Source organism: Mycobacterium neumannii (assembly GCF_002245615.1).
Taxonomy (GTDB): Bacteria; Actinomycetota; Actinomycetes; order Mycobacteriales; family Mycobacteriaceae; genus Mycobacterium; species Mycobacterium neumannii_A.
This window is the reverse complement of sequence record NZ_NKCO01000014.1, coordinates 116991-137681: the sequence shown is the minus strand read 5'-3', so window position 1 is coordinate 137681 and position 20691 is coordinate 116991. Positions and strand designations below refer to the sequence as shown.

Genomic DNA, 20691 nt, shown 5'->3' with positions numbered 1-20691 from the left:
TTTGTATACTAAGTGTTGTTGTGTGCGTCGACGTCCACCGAAGCATACCCCTCCGCCTTCAGCGGCGGCGTCAGTTTGGTATACGCGACGGCCGCCACCACCACCGGTGTACGTCCCGCCACCACCGGCGCCGAACGTCAACGTGTGCGCGAACGTCGGACGACGGATCAGCGTGAGCGGTTGCATCTGAGGTCAGGCCCATCTGCTTGACTGACGGCCGTGGACCGCGCTTCGTTCGACCGTCTCTTCGATATGACCGACCGCACCGTGATCGTCACGGGCGGGACCAGGGGCATCGGCCTCGCGCTGGCCGAGGGCTTCGTCCTGGCCGGTGCCCGCGTCGTCGTGGCCAGCCGCAAACCCGAGGCCTGCGAGCAGGCGGCGCAGCATCTGCGCGGCCTCGGGGGTCAGGCCGTCGGCGTGCCGACCCACCTGGGTGAGGTCGACTCCCTCGAGGCGCTGGTGCAGCGCACCGTCGACGAGTACGGCGGCGTCGACGTGGTGGTCAACAATGCCGCCAATGCCCTGGCGCAACCACTGGGTGAGATGACGCCCGATGCGTTGACGAAATCCTTCGAGGTGAACCTGCGCGGGCCGGTGTTCCTGGTGCAGGCGGCCCTGCCCTACCTGAAGGCCAGCGCGAAAGCCAGTGTGATCAACATGGTCTCGGTCGGGGCGTTCAACTTCTCGGCGTTGACCTCGATCTACTCTGCCAACAAGGCCGCACTGATGTCGTTCACCCGATCGATGGCCGCCGAGTTCGCGCCCTCGGGCATCCGGGTGAACGCGATCGCTCCCGGACCGGTGGACACCGACATGATGCGCAACAACCCGCAGGATGTCGTCGACGGGATGGCGCGCAGCACCTTCCTCAAACGGCTCGCGTCGCCCGACGAGATGGTCGGCACCGCCCTGCTGTTGGCTTCGGATGCCGGCAGCTACATCACCGGAACGGTCATGATCGTGGACGGCGGCGGAACGCCTCGCTAGCCTCGCGCATTTCGCCGCTGGTCGAGGCCAGGATCTGGCTGCGGTTCTCCAAGTGCAGGGCCGCTTCCAGGCTCGACGCCTCCAGGTTCGCCCACAGCACCTGCTTCGTCGACTCGAGGCCGAACTTGCCGTAGCCGCAGAGTGTCTCGGCGATCGCCATGGCGTCGAAAACGATCGCTTCGTCGGTCGACACCCGCGACACCAGGCCGAGCCTCAGCGCTTCCGGGGCGTCGACGGCGCGCGCGGTGAGGATGAGGTCGAACGCCGGGCCGACGCCGATGATCCGCGGAAGCGTGTAGCTGACCCCGATGTCGCAGCCACCGAGACCCAGCTTGATGAACTGGGTGCAGAAGCGCGCCGACTCCGAGGCGATGCGGATGTCGCAGGCCAGCGCGATGCCCATTCCGCCGCCGTACGCGACCCCGTTCACCGCGGCGATCACCGGCTGGCGCAGCCGGTGGATGCGTGCGGTCAGGTCGGCGATGCGCTCCTGCCAACGCATTCCCGAACGCGGGAACTCCGTTCCTTGGCCTGTCTTCTCCGGGTTGGGATCGGTCAGGTCCAGACCCGAGCAGAACCCCCGTCCGGCTCCGGTGAGCACGACGACGCGGCACTCGTTGTTGGAGTCGATCTGCGCCAGCGTCGCGTGGAGGTCCTCGACCAGTTCGTAAGACAGCGCGTTGAGCTTCTCGGGGCGGTTCAGCGTGAGCACAGCGATGTCGGGACGGGGGTAGGCCAATTCGAGGTGCGGCATGCAGCACACGCTAACCCGCGCCTGGTTTCACCCGCTGCTGCGCCATCCCGCGACACCGACTGCGATCATGCGCAGCTGTTTGACCGCCACTCGTTTGATCTCGTTGAGCGCGGCCTGGTCGTGGGCGTCCTCGATGGCCTCGGCGATCACGATCATCGCGTTGACGAACAGGCTGGCCAGGATGTTGAGATCTTCGCTGCTCCACGTGTTCAGGTTCGGGAAACGGGCCAGGTCGATCGCGAGCTCGGAGGTGATCAGCCGGATCTCGGTGCGGATGGCGTAGCGCAGAACGGTGACGCCGCTGTTCCGTTCGCGGCCGATGAACCGCCAGTGCTCGCGCCGTTCGTTCACGCCGTCGATGAGGATGTCGACGCTGGACTCGATGACCCGCTTCGGGTCGAGCCTGCCCGCGCGGGCCCCGCGCAGCATGTCGCGCAGGCTGCGGAATGACTCGTCGATGAGGACGAGGCCCAGGGCTTCCATCGACTCGAAATGCCGGTAGAACGCCGCGGGCACGATGCCCGCTTCGCGGGTCACCTCCCGCAGGCTCAGCGCGGAGAAGCTGCGGTCCTCGAGCAACTTGAGGCCCGCCGCGACGATCGCCTGCCGGGTGGCCTCCTTGCGCTCCTCGCGGGACATGGTCGTGCGCGGGTGCTCGCGCGAACGTGACCGTCCCGACCGGCTCGACCGTGAGCCAGGCGTACGACTGTTCACTGTGTGAAACATACCACAACCTGGGTGAATGGGTTGACGAGGCGCTGTACATGCAGGGACGGTGTACATATGTTCACTCAAACGTTGACGCGTGGTCTCCGGGACAGGGTGCTCGGGTCACCGCTGGTCGACCTGCTCACCGGCCCCCATGGCGTGGACCGATACACCGAGCTTGTCGCGCCCACGTGGACGCGCTCAGATGCTCGCGCGGAAGTCGTCGCGGTGCGGCGGCAGACGCCGCGCAGCGTCACCCTCACGCTGGAGCCGAATCAGGCGTTCACCGGTTTTCGCGCCGGACAGCACATCAACCTCACGGTCGAGATCGACGGTCGTCGTCGCACCCGGCCGTACTCTCCGGCCAACGCCGAGGGGGACCCTTACCTCGAGCTGACGGTGGGACGCCACGACGGCGGGCTGGTCTCCGGTTACCTGTGCGAGAACGCCCGCCCCGGCATGGTGGTGGGTCTTGACTCGGTCGGCGGCGACTTCGTGCTCCCCGACGACGCGCCGCGCCGCATCCTGTTCGTGTCGGGCGGCAGCGGCATCACACCGGTGATGTCGATGGCGCGGACGCTGCGAGCCCGCGGGTACGGCGGCGAGGTGGCATTCATCCACTACGCCCGCTCGGCCGAGGACGCGTGCTACCGCGCCGAGCTCGACACCATGACCGGCGTGCGGGTACTGCACGGCTATACGCGGTCGACGGCCGGCTCCGACCTGACCGGTCGCTTCGGCCCCGCGCATGTGGAGGCGGCGATGCCCGACCCCGATGCGGTGTTCGTCTGCGGCCCGCCCGAACTCGCGTCGGCCGTGCGCGAGCACTGCACGAACGTGCACTCGGAAAGCTTTGTGCCCCCGACGTACACCGTGCCCGCCGAACCCTCGGGCGGCACGATCACGTTCGCCGATAGCGGGGTGGCAGTGACCGACGACGGCCGCCCGCTGCTGGAGCAGGCCGAAAACGCCGGCCTGACCCCCGAAAGCGGATGCCGAATGGGCATTTGCCACAGCTGCACCCGCCGCAAGACGCGCGGCGTGGTGAAGAACCTGGTCACCGGCGCGGTGTCGACCGCGGAGGACGAAGACGTGCAGATCTGCGTCTCGGCTCCTGTCGGCGACGTCGACCTCGCGTTGTAGAAACCGAAAGGAGTTCGACATGACCGTCATCACCGACATCACTTCGAAACCGCACACCCTCGAAAAGACGGTGGCGGGCAAGAAGATCAGTCTGACCGCCGAGCAGGCCGAGGCCTTCGGCCGCGAACTCGACGCGCTCAAGGATCGCGTGATCGCCGACCTCGGTGAGCGCGACGCCACCTACATCCGTCGAATCATCAAGACGCAGCGCGCATTCGAGATCGGCGGGCGGGCCCTGCTGTTCGGCGGAGTGTTCCCGCCGTTCTGGCTGGCGGGCACCGCGCTGCTGGGACTGTCGAAGATCCTCGACAACATGGAGATCGGCCACAACGTCATGCACGGTCAATACGACTGGATGGGCGATCCGAACATCTCCAGCCGGGGCTTCGAGTGGGACACCGCCTGCCCGGGCGAGCAGTGGCGCCACTCGCACAACTACATGCATCACACCTACACCAACATCGTCGGGATGGACCGCGACGTCGGTTACGGCATCCTGCGGATGAGCAAGGACCAGAAGTGGACGCCGTATTTCCTCGGCAACCCCGTCTACGCCTTCCTGCTGATGGTGCTGTTTCAGTACGGCGTCGCGCTGCACGAACTCGAAACCGAGCGCATCCGCGCCGGTGAGATCACGATCGCCGACAAGCGCGAGATCCTCGAGGGCATCTGGCGCAAGACCAAACGCCAGACGCTCAAGGATTACGTGGCGTTCCCGCTGCTGGCCGGGCCGTTCGCGCCGTGGGTCGTCGCGGGGAACCTGACCGCGAACCTGATGCGCAACGTGTGGGCGTACATGATCATCTTCTGCGGCCACTTTCCCGACGACGTGCAGGAGTTCTCCGTCGAGGAGACCAAGGCCGAGACGCGCGGTCAGTGGTATTTCCGGCAGGTGTTGGGTTCGGCGAACCTGACGGGCGGAAAGCTGTTCCACATCCTGAGCGGCAACCTGTCGTTCCAGATCGAGCACCATCTGTTCCCCGACATCCCCGCGCACCGCCTGGCCGAGATCTCCGCGGAGGTCAAGGACATCTGCACCCGCTACGGGATCCCGTACAACGCGGGGTCGCTGCCGCGGCAGTTCGCGACGGTGGTGCGCAAGATCGTCCGGCTGGCGCTGCCGTAACGCCTCCGGGCGCGGCGAGACTGCGGTTTCTGATGGGAATCGGCCGAAACCCGTCATAAACGGCAGTTTCGGCGCGGTTCAGGTCTGGCAGACCGGACACCAGTACGAGACGCGATCGCCCGGCTTGTCGGGACGCGCCGAGTCCGACTCGATGGGCGTGCCACACCGTCGGCACGGTCGGCCGCGCCGGCCATAGACCCACAGGTCGCGACCGCCGCGGGTGTCGCCGGTCGTGGTCCGGTTGACGCGGGACCTGTTCAGCCACAGCATGTCCCGGGCCCGCTGCACCATGCGCAGCGGGTCTTTGACCTTGCTGACCGGGGTGGTGGGCAGGTAGCCGGTGACGAAGCAGAGTTCGTTGGCGTAGACGTTGCCGACGCCCGCCATCACGCGCTGGTCCAGCAGCGCCTCGGCCAGCGGCCGTTCCGGGTCCTCGACGAGATTGGCCCTGGCGACGCGCGGTTCCCAATCGTCGCCGAGCAGGTCGGGGCCGAGGTGTGCGACGGCTTCCATATCGTGGTCGCGTTGCAGGATCTCCAGCACGCCGAGGTCGACACCGGCAGCTCGGGAATCACTGGTGTGCAACAGGATCCGGATCTTGTACTCCGGCACCCGCCGAATCTGGCCGCCGACCAGCCAGGCACCCTCCATCTTCAGATGTGAGTGGATGCTGGCGTCCCCGACGCGGATGAACAGGTGCTTACCGCGGCTGATCACCTCGTCGACGACGCAGCCCGTCAGGTCGACCGTCGCGAACTTGGGCACCCGCACGTCACAACGCGTGAGCTGCTTGCCCACCAACGCCTCGCGCAGTTTGGTGGCGGTGCGATAGACCGTGTCGCCTTCGGGCATCCGTCAGCGCCTTCTGGTTGTCGCGCAGGCTCTCATCACCGCAACCGCAGGCCGCGCGGTGTCCGGGCGAACCCAGCGCCCAGCAGAGCGTCGTGCACCGCGGCGCGCTCACCTTCCGCGCCCGGTTCGAGAACCGGGACGCCGTTGACCTTCTCGACGAGAAACGATCCGACCCGACCGCTGCTGACCAGATCGGCCAGGGCCACGGCGGCGGCGACGTGCGCGTCGGTGTCCTCGGTGAAGCTCAACAGCGAGCGCCCACCACGTTCGAGGAACCACACCAGTTCGCCGTCGACCATCGCGACCAGCGCACCGGCTTTGCGACCGGGGCGGTGCGTGACGTCGTCATCGGATCGCCGTGTCGGCCACGGAAGTGCGGCGCCATAGGGGTTGGCCGGATCGGCGGCCGCCAGGACGACCGCGTGGTACTCGCGGTGGTCCTGGTCGACGCTGTCCAGATAGGTCCGCAAGCGGTCCACTGTGGAGGCGACGGCGAACTGGGCGCCGCCGAGTGACTCGACGAAATAGCCCCGCTGGCACCGGCCGGCGTCCTCGAACGCCGTCAGCACCTTGTAGAGCATCGCGAAGCCGCCGGGCACGCCCTCCGCGCCGACGGCGCCCTTGGTCAGCACCCCGTGCCTGCCGAGCAGCAGTTCGGCCTGGAAGTGCGCGCGCACAGTCGATTCCGGTTCGGCGACCGGCAGCGCCGACCACCGGCCCGCCACCGTGGGGTCGGCGTTGCGGGTCTGGGCGTGCGCGACGCTGTAGCTGCTCAACCGCGGCGCCCGTCGCCGCTGCCGGTGCGCGGGTGCGCTGCGCCGCCCCGACGCCCCGCGGGTGCCCATCAGCTTCGCGCGCACCGGCGCGAACGTATCGCCGGTGATCCAGCCCGCCCAGATCAAATCCCACAGCGCGTTCTTGTGGTCTTCGGTCGGATTGTCCGCGAGCTGACGCAAGAAGGTGTCAGCGAGCTGACGAAAGAAGTAAGCGCCGCCGCGACCGAGCGCGTCGAGGATCGCCCGGTGGGTGTCGGTGCACTCGATCTCGGTGGGGGCGGTCAACGTCAACGGCGCCGACTCGGCGGCGTGGAAGGCGATCCACCCGTCGCCGCCGCCGATCTGGCCGGCTCCCGACCACGTGACCTCACCGGAGGCCAGCAGTTCGTCGAGCATGGCGGGCTGGTAGTCGCGGACACGCTGACCGAACACCAGCGGCTCGACGGCCGAAGCCGGAATTGGCACGCCCGCAAGCTGATCGATCACGGCGGCGAGCCCGTCGACGCCGCTGTTGTGTGTCGAACCGACCGACTGCCACGCGGGAAGGAAGCGCCCGTACGCCGCGGTGCTGACCGGCTCGATTTGCGCGCGCAGCGCCGCCAGCGACCGGCGCCGCAGAATCTTGAGCACATCGGCGTCGCACCACTGCTCGGCGGCGGCGGGGTCGGTGACCGGTAGATCGGTGAACTCACCGCGAATCAGCTTGCCGTCGATCGCCATTCGGCCCAGTACGTCGGCGGTGACGCGAAGGCCCAGGCCGAACCGGGCCGCCACGTCGTGCGTGGTGAACGGTCCTCGGGTGCGGGCGTAGCGGCCTAGCAGCTCACCCAACGGGTCGTCGACCGATTCGGTGAACGCCGCCGGCACCCCGACCGGCACGGCCACACCCACGCCGTCGCGCAGCAGGCCGATGTCCTCGATGGCGGCCCACCAAGTCTGGTCGGCGAACGACACGGTCAACGCGCGCTTGGCGGCACGCAGGCCCTCGAGCCAGCCGCCGATGTCGGAAGTCGTGCAGCGGTCGGCGATCTCGGCTTCGGTCAACGGGCCCAGCAGCCGCAGCAGGTCGGCGATGCCCTCGGCGTCACGGGCCCGCCGGTCCTCGCTCAGATGCTGCAGTTGTCGCGTCGTACTCGTGATCACCTGCGGGTCGAGCAGCTCGCGCAGCTCGACCCGGCCCAGCAGTTCGGCGAGCAGGACACTGTCCAGCGACAGTGCCGCCGCGCGGCGTTCGGCCAGCGGACTGTCGCCCTCGTACATGAAGGCGCCGACATAGCCGAACAGCAGCGAGGCGGCGAACGGCGACGGCGTGGTGGTCTCCACCTCGACGATGCGCAACCGGCGCTGGGCGACCCGGTGCATCAACTCCGTCAGCGCGGGCACGTCGTAGACGTCCTGCAGGCACTCCCGCACCGCCTCCAACACGATCGGGAAGTCGGGGTACTTGCGCGCGACGTCGAGCAATTGCGCGGCGCGCTGGCGCTGATGCCACAGCGGGGATCGCTTACCCGGATGGCGGCGCGGCAGCAGCAGCGCGCGGGCCGCACACTCGCGGAAACGGGACGCGAAAAGCGCCGACCCTCCGACCTCGGCGGTGACGATCGGCTCGATCTCGTCGGCGTCGAAGACGAAAAGGTCCGCGCCAGGAGGCGCGTCCTCGGTATCGGGCAGCCGCACGATGATGCCGTCGTCGGACGCGGTCGGCTTCTCCTCGATGCCGTACCGCTCACGCAGCCGTCGCGACACCGCCAGCGCGAGCGGGCCATGCACCCGCAGACCGTAGGGCGAGTGCAGGATGACGCGCCAGTCGCCGAGCTCATCGCGGAACCGTTCGACGACGAACGTGGCGTCCGAAGGGACGACACCCGTGGCCTGGCGCTGGTCGTCGATCAGCTGCCACAGATTGTCGGCGGCGAACTGGTCGAAACCCATTGAGCGGCAACGCTGGTCGAATTCGTCCTTACCGAGGCGGGCCAGCTCGCCGGTGTACGCCCCGACCGCGGCGCCCAGTTCGGCCGGGCGGCCGACGCCGTCGCCGCGCCAGAACGGGAGTCGCGCCGGCTGGCCCGGCGCCGGGATCACCAAGACGCGGTCGTGGGTGATCTCGGTGATCCGCCAGCTCGTCGCGCCCAGCGAGATGACGTCGCCCGGGCGGGACTCGTACACCATCTCCTCGTCGAGTTCCCCGACCCGGGAGGGCTTTTCGGAATCGGTGGCCAGATAGACCGTGAACAACCCGCGGTCGGGGATCGCGCCGCCGCTGGTGACCGCCAGCCGCTGTGCACCCGGCCGGGCCGTCAGCGTGCCGGTATCGCGGTCGTACACCAGGCGAGGTCGCAGCTCGGCGAACTCCGTCGACGGGTACTTACCCGAAAGCAGATCCAGCGTCGCCTCGAACGCGCTGCGCGGCAGGGTGGCGAACGGGGCACTGCGCCGCACGGCGTCGAACCAGCGGTCGGCGTCGAGCGGTTCGAGCGCACACGCGGCGACCGTGTGCTGCGCGAGCACGTCGAGCGGATTGGTCGGCACCCGCATGGTCTCGATCTCACCGGAAAGCATCCGCTTGACCGTCACCGCGCAGCCGATCAGGTCGGTGCGGTGCTTGGGGAACAGCACACCCTGCGAGATCTCGCCGACCTGGTGGCCGGCGCGGCCGATGCGCTGCAGCCCGCTGGCCACCGAGGGCGGGGCCTCCACCTGGATCACCAGATCGACTGCGCCCATGTCGATCCCGAGTTCCAGGCTCGAGGTCGCGACGACGGCCTTGAGCCGGCCGCTTTTCAGGTCGTCCTCGACGATGGCCCGCTGTTCCTTGCTGACTGAACCGTGGTGCGCACGCGCCAGCAGCGTGGGTGCACCCGACGCCTGCCCACTGCCCATGATGTGCGCGGGCGAGCCGCCGGCGACGCCGGTGTTGGGTCCCGTCTCGAGCTCCTGGCCGGTGCGTTCGGCGTGGATCTCGTTGAGCCGCGACGTGAGTCGTTCGGCGAGCCGTCGCGAGTTGGCGAACACGATCGACGAGTTGTGCGACTCGACCAGGTCGACGATGCGTTCCTCGACGTCGGGCCAGATGGTGTTGTTCTCGAGGTTCGCCATATCGGGCACCGGCACCTGGACCGACAGGTCGAACGTCTTGGCGGCGGGCGGCGCCACGACCGTCGTGCGGGCCTGACCGGACAGGAACCGCGCCACTTCCTCGGGGGGTCGGACGGTGGCCGACAACCCGATCCGCTGCGCGGGTCTGTCCAGAAGTTGGTCCAGCCGCTCGAGCGACAGCGCGAGGTGGGCGCCGCGTTTGGTGGCCGCCACGGCGTGCACCTCGTCGACGATGACGGTCTGGACGTTCGCCAGGGTGTCGCGCGCCGCCGAGGTCAACATCAAAAACAGCGACTCGGGAGTGGTGATGAGGACGTCGGGCGGTCGGGCGATCAGTTCGCGCCGTTGCGCCGGGGAGGTGTCGCCGGAGCGCACGCCGACGCTGATCTGCGGGGCCGGCACGCCGCGCCGTTCGGCCACCCGGGCGATGCCGGTCAGCGGGGTGCGCAGGTTGCGCTCCACGTCGACGGCCAGCGCCTTGAGCGGCGAGACGTACAGCACTTTGGTGCCGGCTCGTGGTTCGGCGGGAACGGAGGCCAGTTGGTCGATTGCCCATAGGAACGCCGCGAGCGTCTTACCGGACCCGGTCGGCGCGACGACGAGCGTGTTGTCCCCGTCCGCGATCGCCGACCAGGCCTGGGCCTGGGCGGGCGTCGGCTCGGCGAACGTGCCAGTGAACCATTCCCGGGTCAGGTCGCTGAACCGGGCGAGGGGGGATTTGCTCATCGACATCCATCGTGCACCCCGCCACCGACACGTTTCTGGCGGTTTCGGTGCTGTAGGTATCGTCCAGCGCTAGTCAGCGCACCGAAATCGCAGCTCAGCGGCGGTTCGGCGAGACCGCTTCGCGGAGTGCAGAAGGGATGCCACCGACCCGTCCGACGGCGTCGAACAGGGCGTGTGCGCACGCGTCGGCGACCGGACCCGCCTCGATGGACGGGTCCATGAGCCGTTGTCTGCACATCTCGAAGGTGAAGGCCAGCCAGCCGTAGACGGTGATGCGTAGATCGCGCTCCACCTTGGAGTCCAGGTCGTCGCCGACGGCGGCGTGGATGCGACCGAGGATGCGGTTGGCCTGACGATCGTTGTCGGTGTCCTCGATGCCGCGCAGCACGGGATCGGAGCGGCCCGAGCCCACGTAGGCGGCCCATGCGCCATGGGGGTGTTCGTCGTCGTAGCGCAGATACGCGAGCACACCCTCACGCACCTGGTCGAAGAGGCTCTGCCCGGGCTGCGGCGGCACGTTGGTGGCCTCGAACAGCCGCTCGCCTTCGGCGCGGATCACCGCGGCGAAGAACGCCCGCTTGTCCGGGAAGTAGTGGTACATCAGCGCCCGGGACACTCCGGCCCGTTCGGCGATCTCGTCGATGCGGACCTCGTCGTAGGGCCGATGACCGAACACCTCGGCACCGAGCGCCAGCAGCTCGCTGCGTCGGTCGGCGGGGGAGAGCCGCCGTCGGGACTCGGCCATGCGTTTCATCGTAGTGAACACATGTCAAACAGCGGCTCCTCCGACGTGCCGCGGAGTATTCGAAGCACGCGGGGGTAACCCCGAGGGCGAGACATTCCGCGACCTTGAGAGGCCATCGATGAGTTTTCCAGAACAGCAGCAGTCCCCGCCCGGCGTGCAGAGCGAGATGACCCCGGCTCCCGACTGCGGCGAGACGAGCTACCAGGGGTCGGGTCGGTTGACCGGTAAGCGCGCGGTCATCACCGGAGGCGACAGCGGAATCGGCCGCGCGGTCGCGATCGCCTACGCGCGGGAGGGTGCCGACGTGCTGATCGCCTACCTGAACGAGGACGGCGACGCCAAGGAGGTCCAGAAGTACGTCGAGGACGCCGGGCGCAAATGTGTGCTGATGCCCGGTGATCTCTCCGACCCGGCGCACTGCCGCGCCGTCGTGGACCGCGCCGTCGAGGAATTCGGCGGCATCGATGTGCTCGTCAACAACGCCGCCTACCAGATGACTCACGACACCCTCGACGAAATCAGCGACGAGGAGTGGGATTACACGTTCCGGCTCAACATCGGGGCGTACTTCTACCTCGTGAAGGCCGCGCTTCCGCACATGGGCGCCGGTGCGTCGATAATCGGCAGTTCCTCGGTGAACTCCGACATGCCGAACCCGAAGCTGGCGCCATACGCGGCCACCAAGGCGGCGATCGCCAACTTCTCCGCGAGCTTGGCGGAGATGCTGGGCGAGAAGGGTATTCGCGCCAACAGCGTTGCGCCGGGTCCGATCTGGACGCCGTTGATCCCGTCGACGATGCCGCCGGAGAAGGTCAAACAGTTCGGTGAGAACACGCCGCTGGGCCGTGCGGGTCAGCCGGTCGAGTTGGCGCCGGTCTACGTGATGCTGGCCTCTGACGAGGCGAGCTACGTGACGGGCGCGCGGATCGCGGTGACCGGCGGCAGGCCGATCCTGTAGCGTCCTGTGACCGGTCGATCGTGCGGTTTCATCCGCGACACGCCGAATTCGCGTATGAAACCGCACGGTCACCATGTTTTCGGGCAGCCGCGGGCGATCAGCGCCTCGCCAACTCGCTCGAGAAAGACCCGCGGCTGGTTGTGCAACATGCCGCTGGTCAGTCGGATGTCGTTCCAGCCGAGACGCGGTAGCAGCCAGTACCGCTCGGCATCGGCCGTACGTTGTCGCGGGTCAGTCCAGTGGTGTGCGCCTTCGAAATCCACGCCGACGCGGTACTGCCGCCATCCGAGATCGATGCGTGCGACCACGCGCCCCGAACCGTCGAGCACCCGTATCTGGGTTTCCGGACGCGGAAATCCAGCCTGTATCAGCAACAGTCGGCTCAGTGATTCGTACGGCGACTCCGCGCCGCCGTCGACGAGTTCCAGTGTTCGGCGCAGCTGCCGCAAGCCGCGCACGCCGGGATGGCGCTGCGCCACCTCGTCGACGTCGGCGGGCTTGAGGTCAGTCGCATTCATCAGCGCGTCGATGCGTTGAACCCCTTCATCGAGCGGGAGCCGGCGGCCGAGGTCGAACGCGGTGCGCTCCGGCGTCGTCACGGGCATCCGGTGGGCCATCTCGATCTCCTCCGGCAACGGTGTGTCGCTGTGGACCATGATCTGTTTCGGCGGTCGCCGATTGGACAACACGAGTTCGGCGGGGACGTCAGACTCGATCCATTTCGAGCCGTGTATTGCCGACGCCGATAGGCCTGCCAATACGCCGCGTCGGCGTGACCACAGCCAGGCGGCTCTGGCCCGGTCGACGGCCGACAGCTCGGCCCCCCGCGGCACCCACACCCCGGGATAGATACCGGTGTGGAACTGCCGCAACTCGCGAAACGTCAGTAGTCCCGCGTCGAGTGCCTCGGTTGCTCGAAACGGCCAGTCGAGATCTTCCATGGCCGCAACGGTCGCGCCCCGCCACGACATCGTTCGGCGTGAGAGCCCACGTTATCCACAGCTTTGCCGCCGCGATTGTGCGGTCTCATCCGCTTCTCGTGGCGTGTCGCGTATGAAACGGCACGTTCGGGCATCAGGGCGGCGACGGCTCCAGAAGTCGCCGGATCGTCGACCGTAACCGCGGGAGGTCGGCGCCGCCGACCAGCTCACATCCATGAAGTTCGGCGAGTTTGCGTGCGGCGGCGGTGAATTCGTGGTTCGTGACGACCATCGTCCTGGTGCAGTCCTGCATGGGCGCCCCGGCCACCACTTCCTGCACGGCGCTCGCGCCGACGGGGCGCGCCTGTCGTTTGCACTGGATGGCAAGGCGATCCGGTCGCTTGCCGACGATGATGTCGACGCCCCAGTCTCCGGTGATCGCGGTCATTATCACCGGCGCTCCGCAGGACCGGGCCACCCGCGCGACATGATCCTCGAACTCCGCACCCGACATCGCGGCGGTGAGGTCCTCGCGTGCGCCGGGAGTGGTGACGCCTACGAGCGTGCCTGCGAGGAAGCGCGGAAGTGCGGCGAGCACCAATGGCACGACAAGCCCGAGCGCGAGGCTCCACTGCGGGGCGACCCCGAGAAGCCACGGCCCGACGCCCGCCGCCGAGGCCGAAGCCAGGTACAGCTTTACGCTCACGTGACGGATCGTAAGGCGCGACCCCGACATCCCGCGTCGGCCGATCCGGTGCTTGTCCGAGAAACCAGTGGACGATCGTGCTGGAATACACGTGTGCGATCACCGGCATTAACCCGCGATCATGACTGACGAGTTGCCCGATACCGACGGGCAGACACCCGTCGAGCAGGCGCTTGCCGGTGGCGACCCGCATCGGGTGGGCTGGTTCCGGTTCTACTTCGCCGACGAACGCTGGGAGTGGTCGCCGCAAGTCGAACGGATGCACGGCTACGAAGCGGGTACGACGGAGCCGACGACCGAGCTGGTGTTGTCACACAAACATCCCGACGACTACCGCCAGGTGGCGGCGACGCTGGATGAGATCCGCCGTACGTCGGGCGCGTTCTCCACCCGCCACCGGATCATCGACACCCACGGCGAGGTGCACCACGTGGTCGTGGTCGGTGACCAACTCTTCGACGACAACGATCAGGTCGTCGGAACCCACGGGTTTTATGTCGACGTCACCCCGTCCACGCTGCAGCGGCGCGACAGGGCCTTCAGTGCGGCGGTCACCGAGATGGCGGAGGCCCGCGGTCCGATCGAGCAGGCCAAAGGGATGCTGATGCTGATCTACCGGATCTCCGCCGATTCGGCGTTCGAGTTGCTCCGGTGGCGGTCGCAGGAAACCAACACCAAGCTGCGAATCCTGGCCGAGCAAATCGCCAGGGATTTCCTCGGACTCACCTATGAGGAGGAGTTGCCGCCGCGGTCGACCTACGACAGGCTGCTGCTCACCGCACACTATCGCGTTCGAGATTGAGGTTTACCGGACGTTTTGACCGGGAACTCTGCGCTGCGTCAAACCTGTTCCGCTGATTGCGCAGCAAATTCGGGAGTTCTCGTCGTGTACCACGGTCCCAGCGAGCTGAGGCATTTCGACACCGGCATCCGCGACGCGGTGCGGTTCGCCATCGGTATCGGCGCCACCGGCGCCATCTTCCTGCTCGGCGCGATGGTGTGGGTGAGCACCTGCCAGGGCGCGACGGCTGACACCCTGGCCTGCGGCGCGCCTCAACGGACCCTGCTGGCGCTCGCTGCGCCCACAGTCCTGCTCCTGGGCGGGGCCCGCGCCTTCTTCCGCGCCTACCAGAACTGGCGAAAGGGCGAGATGTCGACCGCGTGGCAGGGTGCGGGATGGTTCCTGGTGACGTCGATGCTGTTGGTGCTCACGACGAGCATGCCCGCCCTCACCGGTTCCGCGGTGCTCGGCGGATGAGCACACCGGCGAACGCCGACCGCCCGTTGGCCGCCGTAGCGCTGGTCTGCAGCCTCAAACCCAGCCCCGCCGAGTCGAGCAGCGCATTGATGGCCGAACACATCTGCGGGAACCTGCGCGGTGCGGGTGTCGAGACGGCGGTGCTGCGCTGTGTCGATTACGCGATCGCACCGGGCGTCGAGGCCGACATGGGCGACGGTGACGAGTGGCCGCAGATCCGCGAAAAGCTCTTGGGCGCTGACATCTTGGTGTTGTGCACCCCGATCTGGTTGGGGCATCCGTCCAGCGTCACGCAGCGTGTGCTGGAACGCCTCGATGCCGAACTGTCGAGCACCGACGACGCCGGCCGGCCGATCATGGTCGGCAAGGTCGCCGTGGTCGGTGTCGTCGGCAACGAGGACGGTGCTCACAAAGTGATCGCCGACTGCTTTCAAGGCCTCAACGACATCGGCTACACCATCTCGGCCCAGGCTGGCACCTACTGGACCGGCGAAGCGATGCAGAGCAAGGACTACAAGGACCTCGACGAAGTGCCCGAGCCCGTCGCGTCGACGAATGCCGCGTTGGCCCGCAACGCCGCTCATCTCGCAAGGGCCCTGCGGGCCGACCAGTACCCGCCGTATGAGTGAAGGCCGGCGTTCGGCCGGTTTCTGACCCCCTGCGGTCGGGTAGTTCTAGCGTTGTCAATAGCCCATATCCGGGCGGAGGTATGCCGAGAGAGGAGTACCGATGAAAAGCCCGAAGGATCCCGTCGACCACGCGAGGACGACGCGTCCCCACGCCGGCGAGTCGATGAAGGACACCAAGAACATGCCGGGGCTGATCCTCATCGGTATTGCCCTGGTGCTGTTCGTCTCGGCGCTGGCGGCTCACGGCGCCGACGAACACGGCGTCGGCGTCGGACTGGGCAGCGGGTCGGCTGCGCTGTTCATCATCGGCGGCGGCTGGCTGCTCATCGAGCATCTGCGGGTACGTAAGATCGAAGATCGTTGGTACGCAGAACATCCCGAAGCGCAACGGCAGAAACCGAGTAGCTGACGCACTGAAAACTGAAAAGAGAAAAGCCCAGCCGGTTCGGCTGGGCTTTTCCCGATTTGGATCGGTTACTGCTCGTTCTCCTGGCGCTTTTCGGCAGCCTCGGCGCCTGCGCGCGCGGATTCCGCTTCGGCTTCCTTCTTGGCGGCGTCCTGCTGGGCATCGGCCTTGTCCTGCTGGGCCTTGCCTTCGCGAACCATGTCATCGCGGCCGGTGACGGTGCCAACCGTTTCCTTGGTCTTGCCCTTCACGTCCTCGACGACGCCCTTGATGCCTTCTTCAGGGCCACTGTTCTTCTCGGTCATGTTCACCTTCCGCAGTGCAGTGGATCAGTCCAACCACGAGGAACTTCCTCGCGCAGGTGTCGGGTTCCCGAGGGCCTGAACGACTAAACGCTCCCGCGTCCGGGGTTACTCCGCCGCCACGTCATCCTCGGGGTCGATCTCGACCGCCTCCAGCTGCTCCTGCCAGTCGGCGGGCGACGCCTCAAGAGGCGGATTCGGGTCCGAATCAGCGCCCGCCTCCTCGTCGAGAACCGGTTCGCTGGCGGCGCGCTGCTGTTCCACCGCGTCGGCCACGGGAACGTCGTCGGGCAGGCCTTCGCTGTCTGACATGCCCACTGGTGTACCCCCGGCCCACATAGCGAAACGGTGGTCGAAGCGGCCGCTCATTCGCGCCGCCACCTCGACAGTCCGGAATACGAATCGGCACTCGTCCGCGATGCGAAGAGTCGTGGGGGAACCGTTTTGCTTGTCAGGGCTCGGGTAGGCGGGCCACATGTCGGTCGTCTCGAGTCCGCGTTCGGTGTTGCTCTGGCACGTACACGGGTCCTGGACGGAGTCCTTCGTCGCGGGCCGTCATCGCTGTGTGTTACCTGTGAATCGCGCGAGGGATGCCGACGGCCGAGGACTCTGTGGCCGGAACTGGCCACGTACGCAAGAGGTTTCGTTGTGCGACCTATATGACGAGCACATCGATCTGGTGGTGTTGCAGCGTCCCGAAGAGATCGAGCTGACGAGCCGATGGTTGGGACGGCGACCCGGTCTGGATGTACCCGCCGTATACGTGGAGCACAACGTGCCACGACCGTTCGCGGTCGACAGCGTCCATCCGGTTGCCGAACGGAGCGACATCCCGCTCGTGCACGTGACCGACTTCAACCGGCTCATGTGGAACAACGGTGTCGCGCCAGCCCGCGTCATCACACACGGGATTGCCGATCCGGGCTCGCTCTACCGGGGTGACGTCGCGGCCGCGGCGACGATGATCAACGAACCCTGCCGCCGCTGGCGCACGGTCGGTGCGGATTTGCTGACGGCGTTCGGGCAAAAGGTGCCGATCGACGTGTGGGGCATCGATACCGACGTTCTCAGCGAATGCATCACGAGTCCGCAGGTGCGCGGAAGGGGCGACGTGCCCACCGCGGTGTTACTGCCCGAGGTGGCTCGCCGCCGCGTGTTCCTGCACACCGCCCGATGGACGTCTTTGGGCCTGTCGCTGATCGAGGCGATGTTCATCGGGATGCCGGTGGTCGCCGTCGCATCGACGATGGCACCGCTGGTGGTGCCGCCCGAGGCCGGCGTGGTGAGCGCCGATATGGACACACTTTCGCGCGCTTTGACGTCGTTCGTCACAGACGGCGCGGCCGCCTCGGCGGCGGGTAAGGCGGCGCGCGATTTCGCCATGGCGCAGTTCGGAATCGATCGGTTCCTCGCGCAATGGGACGACCTCATCGACGAGTGCTGTCGATGACAACGAAAAGGAGGGCGCCGATGAAGATCGCAATGGTGTCTGAACACGCCAGCCCGCTCGCCGCGCTCGGCGGGGTCGACGCCGGTGGGCAAAACGTACACGTCGCCGAGGTGTCGGCGGCACTGACCAGACGCGGTCATCAGGTGAGCGTCTACACCCGGAGGGACGCCCCGGACCTGCCTGACCGCGTGGTGACACCCGAGGGATACACCGTCGTGCACGTCGCGGCCGGCCCGCCGGAGCCGCTGCCCAAGGACGAGCTCCTCTCGTACATGGGTCCGTTCGCCCAGTTTCTCGACTCCGACTGGGCTGCGGATCGACCGGACGTCGCGCATGCCCACTTCTGGATGTCCGGTATAGCAACGCAACTCGCCGCGCGCCATCTCAATCTGCCTGCGGTCCAGACGTTTCACGCGTTGGGCGTGGTGAAACGGCGCCACCAGGGTGTGCAGGACACCAGCCCGCCGGAACGGTTGCGCCTGGAGGCGACGGTGGCGCGTTCCGCCACCTGGGTCGCGGCCACCTGCACCGACGAGGTCTTCGAGCTGATGCGAATGGGCCGCTCCCGCAACCGGATCTCAGTGGTGCCCTGCGGCGTCGACCTCGACCTGTTCAGCCCGGAAGGCCCTGTGGCGCCGCGATCCGAGCGGCACCGCATCGTCAGCGTCGGCCGGTTCGTGCCCCGCAAGGGTTTCGACGTCGTGGTGCGCGCATTGCCTCATCTGCCCGAAACCGAACTGGTGATAGTCGGTGGACCCGACGCGTCGCAACTCGGGTCGGATCCCGAGGCGCGTCGATTGATGAATCTGGCAACGCAATTGGGTGTCGCGGGCCGAGTGAGGCTGTACGGATCGGTGTCCCGGACGGACATGCCCGCGATTCTTCGATCGGCCAACGTGGTGGCGTGCACTCCCTGGTACGAACCGTTCGGCATCGTGCCGCTCGAGGCAATGGCGTGCGGCGTGCCCGTGGTGGCGTCGGCGGTCGGCGGAATGCTCGACACCGTCGTGCACGACGTGACCGGACAGCTGGTCAAGCCCGAGCGGCCCGACGAGGTGGCCAAGGCGGTGAACAGACTGCTTCGCGACGACTTCCTCAGGCAGAGCATGGGCGCCGCCGGACGGGATCGCGCACGGGCCCGCTACTCGTGGGACCGAGTCGCCGCCGACACTCAGAGAATCTACGACCGGTTGGTGCCGGTGCGGATCCCGCGACCGGAGCCGGCGACGAGCCTGTCGTCCGGATGACCGGCTCAGCCCGACTCCAGCAGGGTCACTGCGTCCTCGAGCTCACGGGGGAGCGGTCGCCGCTGGACGACCACCGCAGGAATCCGGGCCACGGCCTGGGCCGCACCCTTGGCATGGTCGCGGTCGCGCAGCGCCGCCACGGCCAAGCGCCCGCTTGCACTGAGGCATTGGCGGATCGGGCGTCGCAGCCATGTGGTGAGGACATCGTTGCGCAGCACTCGTGCGGCTTGGGCCGCGGATGTGGCGCGCACCGGGGACGGTTGGTGAATGGCCAGCAGGTCGGGGTGGTAGCAGAGGTCCCAGCCTTCCGCGGCCATATCGAGCGCGAGCAGTTGCTCCTCCCCGCGGAAGTGCAGGATGGGGCTGAAGCCGCCGGCTTCTTCGAACGCCCGCTTGCGCACCATGGCCGCGCAACTCATGAAGCCCAGGATCGATGGACCCGGCAGGTCCGGCCGCCTGCCGAGCGCGCTGTCGGCGAGCATCGCGGAGAACGAATCCTCCCGGCGCTGCGGCCAGACGATCGTGCGCGCGGCAAGCAGTCCCACCGAAGGGTGCCGTTCGAATGTCTTTGCACCGATCTCGGGCGCCTCCGGCATCCACCAGGAGTCGTCGTCGCAGAACGCCACGTACGGCGTGCGGCACGCCGCCACCCCGACGTTGCGGCCGACCGCGCCGAGGTTGGTGTCGAGCTCGACGAGTTCAAGGCGGCCGGCCGACCGTGCCGCCATGCCGTTGATGATCGCGGCGGTGTCGTCGGTGGAGGCGTTGTCCACCACGACTATGGGGCACGGCGTGGTGTCGAGCAGCCTGGCCACCACGGTCGACAACTCCGCGGCGCGGTTCTGGCTGGCGATCACGAACGAGACGTCGGTGGAAGCTGGGCCCTGCATGACCCAGACGGCTACCCGCGGAATCGGAAGGCAAACGATGCATGACATCAAACGCGTGCTGGTCACCGGCGGCGGAGGGTTTCTCGGAGGACACCTATGCGAGCGACTGCTCGACAGCGGTGTTGAGGTGACCTGCGTCGACGACCTGTCCACCAGCGCGCCGACCGCCGCCGACCTGTTCGTGGACCGGCCCGGATACCGGTTCGTCGCGCACGACATCAGCGAGCCGCTGCCCGATCTGGCGTCGGGAATCGACACCGTTTTCCACCTCGCATCGCCTGCCTCGCCGGTGGACTATCTGCGGCTGCCGATCCACACGCTTCGCACCGGGGCGCTCGGCACCTCACACATGCTTGAGTTCGCGCAGCGGTGCGGTGCACGGCTTGTGCTGGCCTCCACCAGCGAGGTCTACGGCGATCCGTTGGAACATCCGCAGCGCGAATCGTATTGGGGCAACGTCAATCCGATCGGTCCGCGCAGCGTTTACGACGAAGCGAAGCGGTTCGCCGAGTCGCTGACGTTCGCCCATCTGCGAGAGCGGTCGGCCGATATCGCCGTGGCGCGGATCTTCAACACATACGGACCGCGGATGCGGCACGACGACGGCCGGGTCGTGCCGACCTTCTGCTATCAGGCGCTGGCAGGTGAGCCGATCACGGTCAACGGAATGGGCGCCCAGACCCGGTCATTGTGCTTCGTCGGCGACACCGTCGCGGCGCTGATCGCCCTGGGCGAATCCGATTGCACCGGACCGGTCAACGTCGGCAATCCCGACGAACTGACGGTGCTGCGCATCGCGGAGCTCATCCGTGATCTGGCCGGAAGCGACTCGCCGATCGACTTCCGTCCGGTACCGCAGGACGACCCGCAGCGCCGGTGTCCCGACATCTCGCTGGCACGCGAGCTGCTGGGGTGGCGTCCGCGAGTCAGCTACACCGAGGGCCTGTCGATGACCGTCGACTGGTTCCGCCGGCAGTCGGCAACCGCTGCACTGCAGGGGAGTTGAGGG

At 67.5% G+C, this 20691-nt stretch carries 21 protein-coding genes and 1 pseudogene; 12 read left to right on the top strand and 10 right to left on the bottom strand.

Annotated elements, in window-relative coordinates:
* Both CEX88_RS26370 and CEX88_RS17225 read left to right on the top strand, forming a co-directional pair.
* Positions 1 to 190 (top strand): annotated as a pseudogene (locus CEX88_RS26370) (hypothetical protein); the annotation flags it as partial.
* A gap of 29 nt (positions 191 to 219) precedes the next feature.
* Positions 220 to 990 (top strand): SDR family NAD(P)-dependent oxidoreductase, encoded by a 771-nt coding sequence (locus tag CEX88_RS17225; protein ID WP_094294391.1) that lies wholly within the window; start codon positions 220 to 222, stop codon positions 988 to 990.
* Here the strand turns inward: CEX88_RS17225 and CEX88_RS17220 are convergent.
* On the bottom strand, positions 956 to 1744 hold the full coding sequence (locus CEX88_RS17220; protein WP_094294390.1) for an enoyl-CoA hydratase/isomerase family protein: 789 nt from the start codon (positions 1742 to 1744) through the stop codon (positions 956 to 958). The genes CEX88_RS17225 and CEX88_RS17220 overlap by 35 nt on opposite strands.
* A gap of 27 nt (positions 1745 to 1771) precedes the next feature.
* A complete protein-coding gene (locus CEX88_RS17215) occupies positions 1772 to 2458 on the bottom strand; it encodes a TetR family transcriptional regulator (protein ID WP_066849772.1) in 687 nt (228 codons plus the stop codon).
* A gap of 69 nt (positions 2459 to 2527) precedes the next feature.
* Here CEX88_RS17215 and CEX88_RS17210 point away from each other — a divergent pair, with 69 nt between their 5' ends.
* A complete protein-coding gene (locus CEX88_RS17210) occupies positions 2528 to 3595 on the top strand; it encodes a ferredoxin reductase (protein WP_094294389.1) in 1068 nt (355 codons plus the stop codon).
* 19 nt (positions 3596 to 3614) lie between these two features.
* Positions 3615 to 4721 (top strand): fatty acid desaturase family protein, encoded by a 1107-nt coding sequence (locus tag CEX88_RS17205; protein ID WP_094294388.1) that lies wholly within the window; start codon positions 3615 to 3617, stop codon positions 4719 to 4721.
* 78 nt (positions 4722 to 4799) lie between these two features.
* Here the strand turns inward: CEX88_RS17205 and nei2 are convergent, their stop codons facing one another.
* From nei2 to CEX88_RS17190, 3 genes are all read right to left on the bottom strand, one after another.
* Positions 4800 to 5573, bottom strand: coding sequence for an endonuclease VIII Nei2 (gene nei2, locus CEX88_RS17200; protein WP_094294387.1), 774 nt, complete (start codon positions 5571 to 5573; stop codon positions 4800 to 4802).
* A 35-nt stretch (positions 5574 to 5608) separates the two neighbouring features.
* The gene (locus CEX88_RS17195) at positions 5609 to 10171 is read right to left on the bottom strand and encodes an ATP-dependent helicase (RefSeq protein ID WP_094294405.1); all 4563 of its coding nucleotides are present in this window, start codon (positions 10169 to 10171) and stop codon (positions 5609 to 5611) included.
* Positions 10172 to 10265: 94 nt separating this feature from the next.
* Positions 10266 to 10916 carry a TetR/AcrR family transcriptional regulator gene (locus CEX88_RS17190; protein ID WP_094294404.1) on the bottom strand — a complete coding sequence of 217 codons (651 nt, stop codon included), beginning with the start codon at positions 10914 to 10916 and terminating at the stop codon, positions 10266 to 10268.
* Between the two features lie 118 nt (positions 10917 to 11034).
* On the opposite strand from CEX88_RS17190, the gene CEX88_RS17185 reads away from it, so the two are divergent.
* Complete coding sequence (locus CEX88_RS17185; RefSeq protein WP_064417314.1) at positions 11035 to 11874, top strand: SDR family oxidoreductase; 840 nt, start codon at positions 11035 to 11037, stop codon at positions 11872 to 11874.
* Positions 11875 to 11942: 68 nt separating this feature from the next.
* Here the strand turns inward: CEX88_RS17185 and CEX88_RS17180 are convergent, their stop codons facing one another.
* Positions 11943 to 12815, bottom strand: a complete 873-nt coding sequence (locus tag CEX88_RS17180) for a hypothetical protein (RefSeq protein WP_094294386.1) — start codon at positions 12813 to 12815, stop codon at positions 11943 to 11945.
* A gap of 133 nt (positions 12816 to 12948) precedes the next feature.
* Positions 12949 to 13530, bottom strand: coding sequence for a restriction endonuclease (locus CEX88_RS17175; RefSeq protein WP_094294385.1), 582 nt, complete (start codon positions 13528 to 13530; stop codon positions 12949 to 12951).
* Positions 13531 to 13621: 91 nt separating this feature from the next.
* Between CEX88_RS17175 and CEX88_RS17170 the strand changes: the two genes are divergently transcribed.
* The 4 genes from CEX88_RS17170 to usfY all read left to right on the top strand — a co-directional run bounded on the left by CEX88_RS17170 (position 13622) and on the right by usfY (position 15796).
* On the top strand, positions 13622 to 14302 hold the full coding sequence (locus CEX88_RS17170; RefSeq protein ID WP_094294384.1) for a PAS and ANTAR domain-containing protein: 681 nt from the start codon (positions 13622 to 13624) through the stop codon (positions 14300 to 14302).
* 84 nt (positions 14303 to 14386) lie between these two features.
* Positions 14387 to 14758 carry a hypothetical protein gene (locus CEX88_RS17165; RefSeq protein WP_094294383.1) on the top strand — a complete coding sequence of 124 codons (372 nt, stop codon included), beginning with the start codon at positions 14387 to 14389 and terminating at the stop codon, positions 14756 to 14758.
* Positions 14755 to 15387, top strand: coding sequence for a flavodoxin family protein (locus CEX88_RS17160; RefSeq protein WP_094294382.1), 633 nt, complete (start codon positions 14755 to 14757; stop codon positions 15385 to 15387). The genes CEX88_RS17165 and CEX88_RS17160 overlap by 4 nt, the downstream gene beginning before the upstream one ends.
* Before the next feature lie 100 nt (positions 15388 to 15487).
* Complete coding sequence (gene usfY, locus CEX88_RS17155) at positions 15488 to 15796, top strand: protein UsfY (RefSeq protein WP_094294381.1); 309 nt, start codon at positions 15488 to 15490, stop codon at positions 15794 to 15796.
* Positions 15797 to 15861: 65 nt separating this feature from the next.
* Here the strand turns inward: usfY and mbp1 are convergent, their stop codons facing one another.
* Both mbp1 and CEX88_RS17145 read right to left on the bottom strand, forming a co-directional pair.
* A complete protein-coding gene (gene mbp1, locus CEX88_RS17150) occupies positions 15862 to 16098 on the bottom strand; it encodes a microaggregate-binding protein 1 (RefSeq protein WP_064346013.1) in 237 nt (78 codons plus the stop codon).
* Between the two features lie 105 nt (positions 16099 to 16203).
* Positions 16204 to 16407 carry a hypothetical protein gene (locus tag CEX88_RS17145; protein WP_094294403.1) on the bottom strand — a complete coding sequence of 68 codons (204 nt, stop codon included), beginning with the start codon at positions 16405 to 16407 and terminating at the stop codon, positions 16204 to 16206.
* Positions 16408 to 16570: 163 nt separating this feature from the next.
* Here CEX88_RS17145 and CEX88_RS17140 point away from each other — a divergent pair, with 163 nt between their 5' ends.
* Positions 16571 to 17545 carry a glycosyltransferase gene (locus tag CEX88_RS17140; protein ID WP_094294380.1) on the top strand — a complete coding sequence of 325 codons (975 nt, stop codon included), beginning with the start codon at positions 16571 to 16573 and terminating at the stop codon, positions 17543 to 17545.
* 20 nt (positions 17546 to 17565) lie between these two features.
* Positions 17566 to 18792, top strand: coding sequence for a glycosyltransferase (locus CEX88_RS17135; protein WP_094294379.1), 1227 nt, complete (start codon positions 17566 to 17568; stop codon positions 18790 to 18792).
* 5 nt (positions 18793 to 18797) lie between these two features.
* Here CEX88_RS17135 and CEX88_RS17130 read toward each other — a convergent pair whose 3' ends face one another.
* Complete coding sequence (locus CEX88_RS17130; RefSeq protein WP_094294378.1) at positions 18798 to 19682, bottom strand: glycosyltransferase family 2 protein; 885 nt, start codon at positions 19680 to 19682, stop codon at positions 18798 to 18800.
* A gap of 37 nt (positions 19683 to 19719) precedes the next feature.
* Here CEX88_RS17130 and CEX88_RS17125 point away from each other — a divergent pair, with 37 nt between their 5' ends.
* On the top strand, positions 19720 to 20688 hold the full coding sequence (locus CEX88_RS17125) for an NAD-dependent epimerase/dehydratase family protein (protein WP_094294377.1): 969 nt from the start codon (positions 19720 to 19722) through the stop codon (positions 20686 to 20688).
* Positions 20689 to 20691: the final 3 nt, after the last annotated feature.